Origin of the sequence: Actinomyces sp., from assembly GCF_030524025.1 — a bacterium.
Taxonomy (GTDB): Bacteria; Actinomycetota; Actinomycetes; order Actinomycetales; family Actinomycetaceae; genus Actinomyces.
In genome coordinates this window covers 104,593-114,639 of sequence record NZ_JAUNHI010000005.1, presented here as the reverse complement: position 1 = coordinate 114,639, position 10,047 = coordinate 104,593, and the positions used below count along the sequence as shown (strand labels likewise).

The following is a 10,047-nucleotide window of genomic DNA, read 5'->3' as shown; positions in this document are numbered from 1 at the left end:
GGCCGGCCCACACATCGACTCCTCCAACGACCCGGGCGGGCCCCCCGGCCCGGGCGGGGGGGGCTGGCCCCCGCCACCCCCCCCCCGCCCCCCCCCGCGGCCGGGTCACGGACCCTCGGCCTGTAGCAGTGCGTCAGGCTCGTGCTGCTGGCTCTGCGCCACAACCTGACCCAGGCGCTGCTGGCCGAGACCCTCAACGTCTCCCAGCCCACCGTCTCACGGGCCATCAGCACCTACACCCCCCTGGTCGCCCAGGCCCTGGAGACCAGCGTCCCCACCGTCGAGGACCTCGACCCATCCACCACCCTGGTCATCGCCTCCACCGTCCTGGCCTGCTGGGACTGAAAGGCCCACCCCGGGCTGTGGTCGAGCAAGAACCGCAGGGCCGGCCTGAACGTCCAGGTCACCTGCACCCTGTCCGGGCCCCTGGCCTGGGTGTGAGACCCCCTGCCCGGCAGCCTCCACGACGCCACCCCCATCACAGCCGTTCTCGGACTCATATTCACTACACCCCATGAATAACCCTCAGGATATATGGTGTGGCCGAGTCGACTACTATCGCTGCAGATGCTCCGTCCGCCACTTCTGCGCCCTCGCAGCCTGTGCGAACTCTGGAACGCCGCAGCGAGAAAGGCCGCTGAGCAACTCATCGAGGGCCCACGCCGGTTTGTGTGCCGAACGGGCCTGGCGACTCAGCGCGGTCATCACATTGGCCGGATCCAGATCGAGTTGATGAAGGAGGAAGACGTCAGGGCTTTGGACTTCAAGGTCGTATTGTGCGAGCACGTCTGCAGGATAGTCCTTGAGATTTGCAGTGACAACCACGTCAGCACGTCCAGTCACTGCCGCCTCGACAACGTGCCGGTCGCCAAGATCGGGAAGATCAATAGCGGCCATCAGGTACTCCCACCCACTGACGGACGCGTCGGGAAAAGCTTCGTCCATTGCTGCGACGCGACGTCGGGCAGCTCCGGTCGGCAGGTCAGGATGAACCGCCTCGATCGCGTGAGCCACCTCGGTAAGAATCTGCGCACTCCATAGAGGACGATAAAGACCGGCTTCAGCTATTCTCAGCAGAGTCTCGGCAAGGGTCACTGGGACGAGTACGCATGCATCCAGAATAGCGGAGAAGCGCGTCATGTTCAGTCACCCTTGCGCGCGCGACGCAAGGCCACTGTGTAATCCACGGACGGGTCGTCGTACAGTCCGAGGTCGACCGACTCGCGCGTCATCGCATCCAGTGCGTCACTGCGCTCTTGAGCGGACTGCTGCTGATACGCGACGATATCAGCGAGTCGAACCCTGCGGTGCCTGCTCGCCGCGGGACGCTCGAAGGGGATTCGCCCGAATTCCAGGAGTTTGACCAGGGTCGGGCGGCTGATGCCAAGGAAGTCCGCAGCCTCCTGGGTGGTCAGCACTTGATCCACTGGCGCTACCGTGATGGCCCTGCCCTGCGACATAGCATGCACAACGTCGATGAGCACCCGGTACGCCTCCGCGGGGAGCCCGACGGTCTGGCCGTCCGGCCCGACGAGCGCAGCCGGTTCCGCGACCTGTTCCAGGAAGCGCGACAGGTCCAACATCGGCTCAAGGTCCTCGGGGGGCAGTGTCGTCTGCATCTGAGATGCCTTCGTTGCCATGCCCCAAGCGTAGCAGAACTTCGAAAAAATCGAAACTTGTCATCGAGTGGGGGACGAGATGATGCGCGTCACCTCGCACCGACCGTCGGACCTACCACTCATGCGCTCGCCGCGGCCGGTCAGAACCGTCAGCCTAGCGACGTCAGCGTCGGCCGGTCGCAGATGACCCCATCCTTGCGGTACGCGATGCCGATGACGGCGTTGGTGGTGGGGTTCCGACCACTACCGGTTCATGAGCACTTCGAGCCACCCGAGCCTCCTCATCACCATCCTGAAAGCCGTGCTGCGCTGCCTGCTCCAGATCGCGTGCACCCACTTCCTGGGACCGGTAGGCGGTCCGCTGACCACAGCAGTCCTCTGGGAGGCCTCCCAACATCGCACCATGAGACGCCGCTACGCACGCATCCTGGACGCGCTCACTAGCTGTGTCTATAGTCCTCCGCACGCCGCCGGACGCCGGCCCCGACAGCGACGTCCTGGTGGACCTCCTCCGCCCGTGCACCGGAAGGCTGAGCGAGGGACTGCGTCGCGCCTTGGGGAGGAAGCCGGACGCCGTCCTGCTCGAGCATCCTCTCCGCGGCCCCGCGCCGCGTTCACTCCTCCCCCGGGCGGGACGCCGGCCCCAGCGCCGCCGCGACCTGGTCGAAGTAGGCATACCGCGACCAGGCGGCGCGGTCGCCGATGATGTACAGGCGCCTTTTGGCGCGGCTCACGGCGACGTTGACAAGGTTGACGGTCTGCGAGGCCCAGGTCTTGGCCCCGGGCTTGTCCGGCGCCCCTCCCAGGACCAGGAACACGACGTCGGCCTCCCGCCCCTGAGCCGTGTGGATCGTGCCTGCGCGCATGCCGGGGTACTTGCGCTCCAAAAAGCGCAGTTCATCGGCAACCGCGCGGAACGGCGAGATCGCGATGATCTCCGACATGTCCAGCCCCTGCTCCCTCCACCACTCGATCCCGCTACACAGCCGGTCCACCTGCGCTCGCTGCAGATGGGTGCCGCTGTCAGTGGCCGGCGTATCGAGCCACTGGCTCCGAAGGAGACGGGGCCCGTCGGGCCCATCGAAGAAGTCGGGATGCTCGGGGTCGTTGACGCGACGCTGGACGCCGCTGACCATCATGCCCCCGTAGGCGAGCTCATTGCACAGCCCGAACATCGGCTCATCACACCGGCGATGGACCGTCAGCGGCGCACTGACCCACACCCGCCGCTCGCCCTGAACCAGGGAGGTGCCGTAGTGCGCGGTGCGGTCGGCCAGGCTCTGCGCCGAGGCCCGCGGCGGGATCCACTCCGCCGACACGCCGAAGGCCGTGGCGATGTCGAGCCGGGCCTTGCTCGGCATCGTCACCACCGGCTGAAGCTGGAGCGGGTCGCCGACGGCGACAACCCGTTGGGCACGCCAGATCGCCCCGACCGCGTACTGCGGGGGCGCTTGCCCCGCCTCGTCGATGAGCAGCCAGCCGAGGACCTGCGGGCCGAGGCCCGCGAACATGCGGCTGACCGAGGCGAAGGTCGTTGAGACCAGCGGGACCACAAGGAAGAAGGTCTGCCAGGCGGCACGGATCTTCTCCGGCGTCAGGTCCCGCGGACAACGACCGGCGACGACGTCGATGGCTGCGCGAAGCCCGTCAAGCATCTTCTCGGCGGCATTGGCCACGAAGTCCTCGTGCAGGCGCAGCGCCGCGATGAACAGCTCGGACCGGGCCTGATCGAGCTCGGCGTCGAGCCACGGGGCCCGCATCTCACGCGCCAACCTCGTCGGACTGTCGTCCGGATAGGCGGCTCCAAGAGCCTCCCGGTCAGCATCGACCCGTCGGCGCAGCTCGGTGATCTCCGCCGCCGTGTGCGCACGCCTGCGGTCAACACCCGCCGCCCGCACAGACAGCTCGTGCACCCTGCGCTCGAGGCACTGGGCCTCGGCGCGCGCCTCCTGGTAGCGCTCCTCGGCCGCCCAGAGCCTTTGCTCCATCGGTGTCAGCCGCGCCCTCCAATCGCGCATGGCGCGCCCCCAGGACAGGAGTGTCTCGAGCACACCGGGCTTGGTCTCGACCTGCCGGTCCCGCAGCCTGCTCGCCTCGGAGCGCTCAGCAGCCGCGCGCTCGAGGGCGGCCGTGGCGGTGCGGTGCACATCCGTGATGGCGGCGGTCTCGGCCACGAGGCGCTGAGCCAGCTGAGCCAACTCATCGCTCTGCCGGCGCGACACCTCCAGCTGCTCCCTGCGATTCTGCGCATCCGCCCGCAGAGCGATGAGCGTGTCGACGCGCTTGTGCGCCCGCCAGAAGTCCGCACAGGCCTCCACCCAGTTGGCAGGCCGCACCACCCCGTCCTTCCACTGCTTGAGGCGCGTCTGCATCCCGCACGACCGTGCTCCCGTCGACCTGTCGTCGTAGTCGAACCAGAACCTCCTGCGGAACGCGTCCCGGTTCCCTCTGTTGCCCAGACGCGCCGCCACGAGCCCCCAGGCCGCGGGCGAGGCTCCCTCCTCGTTCCCGTCGTCCTCGACCTGCGAGACCGCCAGGGTCGCGGAGGCGATATCGGCGAAGTAGTCGACCTTCTGCCTCCACCTTTCGGCGATGGCGTCGCGGGCCGGGACCTCGAGGGTGATGTTCTCGACGGCGGCGTTGTTCGCCGAGGCGACGACCATCTCGAAGCCGGTCAGTTCCTGGCGCAGCTGATGAATGACGCGGCAGTAGCCATCACCGGACCTCCACGTGTACGGAGTACCCACGAAGGCATCGTCGGCGCTGCGCAACGAGGCGAGGCGCCGTGCACGCTCGACGACATTGCCCGCCAGGACATCGCGCAGCATCGTCGTCTTCCCCGTGCCCGGCGGTCCGTTGACACCCATGAGACCACGCGTGCCGGACAGGTCGGTCAACGCCTGGTTAACGGCGAACTGCTGGCGCAGTGCCAGCGTGTGCTCAGGCTTGGAGGGCCATCGCCCCCTGGGCAGTCTCTCGATCCGAACACCGGCATCAGCCGCGGCGTGATCCGTCATGACGTCCGAACGTCGGTCCTTCCGAAGGTCGGCGTCGGGAGCGAGGTAGGCCGCCAGCGCCGGCGGACAGCCGTGGCGCGTCAGGTCTGCCTGCACGGCAGCGAGATCGTCCAGGAAGAAGCTGTTGAGGAAGTCCGTGTCCGCAGCGAGGTCGTCGGCCGGATTCTCGGGGACGATCCTGGACTCGATGACAATGCGCCCGCCGGCAAGCCGGGGATGCCCGGCGATTCCGGAGACCTCATGGGCGATCTGGACGAGTCGTCGCAGGGATGCCTCGTCATGGGCGGGAACCCTCTCGGCATGAGCGGCCTCGCGGCGGTGACCTTCGTCGATATCGATCGCCCACGCGAAGGCCTTATAGGCGATGGAGAACGCAGACGCCCACTGTGGGTCCGGAGTCCTGCCGGTGGCTCTGATCCGTGCGACGGCCCACAGGGCGGAGGACAGCACGGCCGAGCCGGGTATGAGACGCCCGTCGCTGTCGAGCTGGACAGCCGCGCAGGCGCTGCGACCGGCGGGACGCTCGTCGTAGGCATCGGGGTCCTCGGCGAAGGCGCGGTGCAGGTACTGGTAGACCTCCTCAAGCTCGTAGATGCCGAGGTACGCCGTGTGTCGCCAGGTCCAACGTCTTTTTCCTCTCGGCTGCGGCGGACGCAGGACAGTCCATGGGAGGGCCTCCCCCGGCCTCCAGGCGATGACCCGGCGCCCTTCTGACGCCGCCGACCGGCCCGTCAGCGCCGGGACTTTCTGCGGACTGAACAGTTCCAGTGCCCACCAGTACTGCAAGATCCGCTCGCGACTGTCGCTCCGCATGCTCCGAGTCTGCCCTGGTGGGCTCAAGCGCGTGGCGGAATCGAGGAGGTCCGCCGAAGGGGCTCACCTGACCGACGTCCTGGCCGCACGGGCCGGCGGAGGTGTCTTGCACACTATTGTCCTGTGGCACTGGGGGTGAATCCTTGAGATCACACCATTATGATCGTTTTGTACCAGCCGGCGCACGGTCAGAGCCGGTCAGGCCGACGCACCCCATCCCGGCACCAGAGCACCGCACCGCACTGGCCCGCGTGACCGACCAGCCGCGTCACCGCACTGCGGCACACTGGCCCTCGTGACCGAACAGCCGCCCCGCTCCGCCGAGCGCGCGCCCACCGGGCAGCCCGCCCCCGTCGGGCCGCGCACCCCCGCGGCGCATCACCCGGCCGCCGGCCGCGACCTCACCGGTCTCCTGGAGTCCATCGGCGCGCGAGACGGCCGCCTGGTCCACCTCGAGCGCAGCCCCGCCCGCCCCGGCGCCCACGCCCCCTGGCCGACCTGGGCCGACCCCGACCTCGTGAGCGCCTACGGCCGCCTGGGGATCACGGCGCCCTGGACCCACCAGGCCACCGCCGCCGACTCCCTCCACCACGGGCACCACACGGTCCTGGCCACCGGCACCGGCTCAGGCAAGTCGCTGGCCGCCTGGCTGCCGGCTCTCACCGATGTCCTGGCCGCCCAGGCCGACACCGGCGACCGCCGGCGCATCTCGCGCCACGGACGGCGCCCGACGACCCTGTACCTGTCCCCCACCAAGGCCCTGGCCGCCGACCAGGCCGCCGCCCTGAGCCGCCTCATCGACGAGCTCGACTCCGTCCAGCGCGACGCGGGCCTCCCCGCCGGCTCGCGCCGCACCGTACGGGCCGGGACCTGCGACGGGGACACTCCCCTGCCCGAGCGCGACTGGGTGCGCGCGCACGCCGACCTCGTACTGACCAACCCCGACTTCCTCCACTTCTCCCTGCTCCCCGGTCACGAGCGGTGGACGCGCCTCCTGCGCTCGCTGCGCTACGTCGTGGTCGACGAGTGCCACGCCTACCGGGGCGTGCTCGGCGCGCATGTCGCCCTCGTCATCCGCCGCCTGCTGCGCCTGGCACGCCGCCTGCGCCCCGAGGGCCCTGGACCGGTGGTCCTGTGCGCCTCGGCCACCGCGGCCGAGCCGGCGCTGACAGCCGCCCGCCTCATCGGGGTGGAGGCCGATGAGGTCGTAGCGGTCACCGAGGACGGCGCCCCCGCCGGGGAGCGGACCCTCGCGCTGTGGCAGCCCGCCCTGCGCGACCCCTGGGCCGCGCCCGTGCCGCGCGAGCCCGTCGATGACGCGGGCGGCTCGCCCGCCGGCGCACCGCCACCCGGCCCGGACACCGACGACCCGACCGAGGACCCGGCGGCGCGCCGCTCGGCGGTGGTCGAGGCGGCCGAGCTGCTCGTCGACCTGCTCAGCGTGGGCGCCCGGGCGCTCGTCTTCGTGCGCTCCCGGCGCAGCGCCGAGATCGTGGCCGAGCGCGCCCGGCACACCCTGAGCATGTCCCTGCCCGAGCTGGTCGACACGGTGGCCGCCTACCGGGGCGGCTACCTGCCCGAGGAGCGCCGCGCCCTGGAGTCCGACCTGCGCCGCGGCCGCCTGCGCGCCCTGGCCACAACCAACGCCCTCGAGCTCGGCATCGACGTCACGGGCCTGGACGCCGTCGTCATCGCCGGGTGGCCGGGCACCCGGGTGAGCCTGGGCCAGCAGGCCGGGCGCGCCGGACGGGCGGGAAGCCGTGGGGTGGCGGTGCTCATCGCCAGCGACAACCCGCTGGACTCCTACCTCGTCCACCACCCCGAGGAGGTCTTCGCCGCCCCTGAGGCCACCGTCTTCGACCCGGCCAACCCCTACGTCCTGGCCCCGCACCTGTGCGCGGCGGCCGCCGAGTCCCCGCTGCGCGCCGAGGACCTGGGGCTCTTCGGCCTGCCCGACGACTCCCTCCTGGCCGAGCTGGCGTCCCGTGGCGCGCTGCGTCGGCGACCCACCGGCTGGTACTGGAACGCGGCCCTGCCCGGGCGCCCCCAGGACCTGACCTCCCCGCGCGGCGACGGCCCGCCCGACCTGCCGGTCGTCGAGGCGACGACCGGCACGGTGGTCGGGACCGTCAGCGGCGCGGCCGTCGACTCCACCGTCCACGCCGGGGCTGTCTACGTCCACCAGGGCCGGGTCTACCTCGTCGAGGAGCTGACCGAGGAGGCGGCGGTCGTCACCCTGCGGTCGGCCGTCGGCTACCGCACCCGGGCACGGGAGCACACGAGCGTGCGGATCGTCTCGCAGCGTGCCCGCCAGGAGTGGGGCTCAGGCGTGACCTGGTCCTTCGGGTCGGTGGAGGTCACGAGCCAGGTCACCGGCTTCATGAGGATGACGGTGCCGGGCATGGAGGTCGTCTCCCAGCACCCCCTGGACATGCCCGAGCACGTCCTGCCCACGGCCGCCGTGTGGTGGACGGTCCCGGCCTCGGCCTGCCAGGAGGCGGGGGTGACGACGGCGGAGCTGCCCGGTGCGCTGCACGCCGCCGAGCACGCCTCGATCGGGATGCTCCCGCTGCTGGCCACCTGCGACCGGTGGGACATCGGCGGGCTGTCGACGGCCGTCCACCCCCAGACGGGCGGGCCCACCGTCTTCGTCCACGACGGCCACGCCGGCGGGGCGGGGTTCGCCGAGCGGGGGTTCCGGGCCGGCCGGCAGTGGCTGGCGGCGACGCTGGCAGTCATCGAGGGCTGCGACTGCGCCCGCGGTTGCCCGGGCTGCGTGCAGTCGCCCAAGTGCGGCAACAACAACGAGCCGCTGGACAAGGCGGGGGCCGCGGCCGTCCTGCGCCTCCTGCTGACCGCCGCCCCGCAGTAAGCCCGGCCCGGGCTCGGGGCGCCTCGGGCGGGGCCCCCGGGCCACAGCACCGGGCCGCTGCCGCAGCACCGGCCGACGGCGGCGCCGGCCCCGCCCGGCCCCGTCGGGACCCGGCCCCGTTGGGCGCCGCCCCCGTTGCAGGCCGGGCCGGGTACCGGCACCCGCTCCTCCGCGAGCCCCGGCGCCCGGCCCGGGCGGCATCAGACGATCCCCAGCGGCGCCCCGGGGGTGAACCCGGGGAAGACCGTGCCGAGGCCGGCGCCGTCGCCGAGCCTGGCGGACACGACCTCCGACAGGGCCTGGCGGTAGTCCAGCGTGATCGGCACGTCCCCCAGGGACAGGTTGGCCGCCTCGAGGCTCGGCACGGTCCCCAGGACGCGCCCGCCGCGAACACCGCCCCCCATGACGAACATCGTGTTGCCCTGCCCGTGGTCGAGGCCGCCACCGCCGTTCTCAGCGACCCGACGCCCGAACTCACTCATCGTCACCACCGTCGTCGAGGACCACAGTCCCCCCAGGTCCCGGCGGAAGGCCGCCAGCCCCTCGGCGAAGTCACGAGCTCGCCGGGCGAACCACGCCTGGTCGTCGGTGGCCGCCCCCAGGCCCACATGCATGTCCCAGTCGCCGATGTCGATGCAGGCGACCTCGATACCCACGCCCGACTTGGCCATCCGGGCGATCTCGGCCAGGCCCCTGCCCCAGGTCGAGTCGGGGTATCCCGGTCCGGCACTGGGCTGGGAGGCCCTGACCAGCTGGAGCTGCTCGGCGGCATCGAACGTGGCGGCGGCCGTTGCCTGGACCTCGCCCCCCGCACCGCGGTACATCTCGTCAATGGCGGTGCGCACGTGTCCGCGCAGCCGCTCCGAGCCCCACACGGTCAGGTCGAAGGTGTCGATGCTCGAGACGGCCACCGTGTCCAAGACGTTGGTCGTCAGAGAGAACACCGTCGAGCTGCCCACGCTCACGCCCCGGAAGGTGCCGGTGTCGGCCGAGGCCGCCTGGAGGTAGCGCCCCAGCCAGCCGCTGCGCACCGAGGCGGGGGCGGCGCGCTCGACAGCCACCTGGTCGGTGAAGTGCGAGCGGGAGACGTCCGGGGAGCCCGCCCCCTGGATGATGGCGAGCTCGCCGGCGTCCCACAGGGGTTTGAGGGCGCGCATGTGGGTACTCAGCCCCCACGTGCCGTCCAGGGCCAGGGTGCGGCCCGCCGGCACGGCGATCGTCTTGCGGGCCGCGTAGTAGGCGGGGTCGTTGACGGGCACGACAGCCGACAGCCCGTCGAAGCCCCCGCGCATGAACACGCACACGAGCAGCCCCTGCGGGCTCCCGGCGGCCGGCGCGGCGAAGGCGTAGCGCGGCATGGCCGTGGCGGTCAGCAGGGCGCCGAAGCCGGCCGCCGCCCCGGCCAGGACGTGGCGGCGCTTGACGAAGCGAGGGCCGCCGTCGACGTGCTCGACCTCGGTCAGCTCGGGCAGGTCGTACCTCTGGGTGACGTAGGAGTCGGCCTCGCAGCCGCTCATGTGCCGGGTGGTGCCGTCGACGTCGACGAGCATGGCGTCCTGGGCCTCGTCATGGTGGTGGACCGGGGTGACGAGATCCTCGTGGAGGAGGGCCGAGCCCCGGGTGAACCGGGTCTTGGGCGGCCGGGCGCCACCGGTCGAGGCGCGGGTCGAGGCACGGGTCGAGGTGCGGTTGGAGGTGGTGGAAGGGATGGAGGGGTTCATGATCG

The 10,047-nt window shown here is 71.3% G+C and carries 6 protein-coding genes; 2 read left to right on the top strand and 4 right to left on the bottom strand.

Annotated features, from left to right (window positions below; all coding sequences use genetic code 11):
* Positions 1-141: 141 nt before the first annotated feature.
* A complete protein-coding gene (locus Q4C85_RS03935) occupies positions 142-345 on the top strand; it encodes a transposase family protein (protein WP_303139788.1) in 204 nt (67 codons plus the stop codon).
* Positions 346-555: 210 nt separating this feature from the next.
* Here the strand turns inward: Q4C85_RS03935 and Q4C85_RS03930 are convergent, their stop codons facing one another.
* The 3 genes from Q4C85_RS03930 to Q4C85_RS03920 form a co-directional block, all read right to left on the bottom strand.
* Positions 556-1,140 carry a PIN domain-containing protein gene (locus Q4C85_RS03930; protein ID WP_303139785.1) on the bottom strand — a complete coding sequence of 195 codons (585 nt, stop codon included), beginning with the start codon at positions 1,138-1,140 and terminating at the stop codon, positions 556-558.
* Between the two features lie 2 nt (positions 1,141-1,142).
* Entirely contained in the window at positions 1,143-1,640 is a 498-nt protein-coding gene (locus Q4C85_RS03925; protein ID WP_303139782.1) for an excisionase family DNA-binding protein, read from the bottom strand.
* 593 nt (positions 1,641-2,233) lie between these two features.
* Positions 2,234-5,449, bottom strand: coding sequence for a DEAD/DEAH box helicase (locus Q4C85_RS03920; RefSeq protein WP_303139779.1), 3,216 nt, complete (start codon positions 5,447-5,449; stop codon positions 2,234-2,236).
* A gap of 412 nt (positions 5,450-5,861) precedes the next feature.
* Here Q4C85_RS03920 and Q4C85_RS03915 point away from each other — a divergent pair, with 412 nt between their 5' ends.
* The gene (locus tag Q4C85_RS03915; protein WP_303139792.1) at positions 5,862-8,321 is read left to right on the top strand and encodes a DEAD/DEAH box helicase; all 2,460 of its coding nucleotides are present in this window, start codon (positions 5,862-5,864) and stop codon (positions 8,319-8,321) included.
* 200 nt (positions 8,322-8,521) lie between these two features.
* Here Q4C85_RS03915 and Q4C85_RS03910 read toward each other — a convergent pair whose 3' ends face one another.
* A complete protein-coding gene (locus Q4C85_RS03910; RefSeq protein WP_303139777.1) occupies positions 8,522-10,042 on the bottom strand; it encodes a DUF1501 domain-containing protein in 1,521 nt (506 codons plus the stop codon).
* Between the last annotated feature and the right edge of the window lie 5 nt (positions 10,043-10,047).

Bases quoted from the DNA above. Each gene is read 5' to 3' on its own strand.
- Q4C85_RS03910 (WP_303139777.1), bottom strand. From the start codon at position 10,042: ATGAACCCCTCCATCCCTTCCACCACCTCCAACCGCACCTCGACCCGT.
- Q4C85_RS03930 (WP_303139785.1), bottom strand. From the start codon at position 1,140: ATGACGCGCTTCTCCGCTATTCTGGATGCATGCGTACTCGTCCCAGTG.
- Q4C85_RS03920 (WP_303139779.1), bottom strand. From the start codon at position 5,449: ATGCGGAGCGACAGTCGCGAGCGGATCTTGCAGTACTGGTGGGCACTG.
- Q4C85_RS03925 (WP_303139782.1), bottom strand. From the start codon at position 1,640: ATGGCAACGAAGGCATCTCAGATGCAGACGACACTGCCCCCCGAGGAC.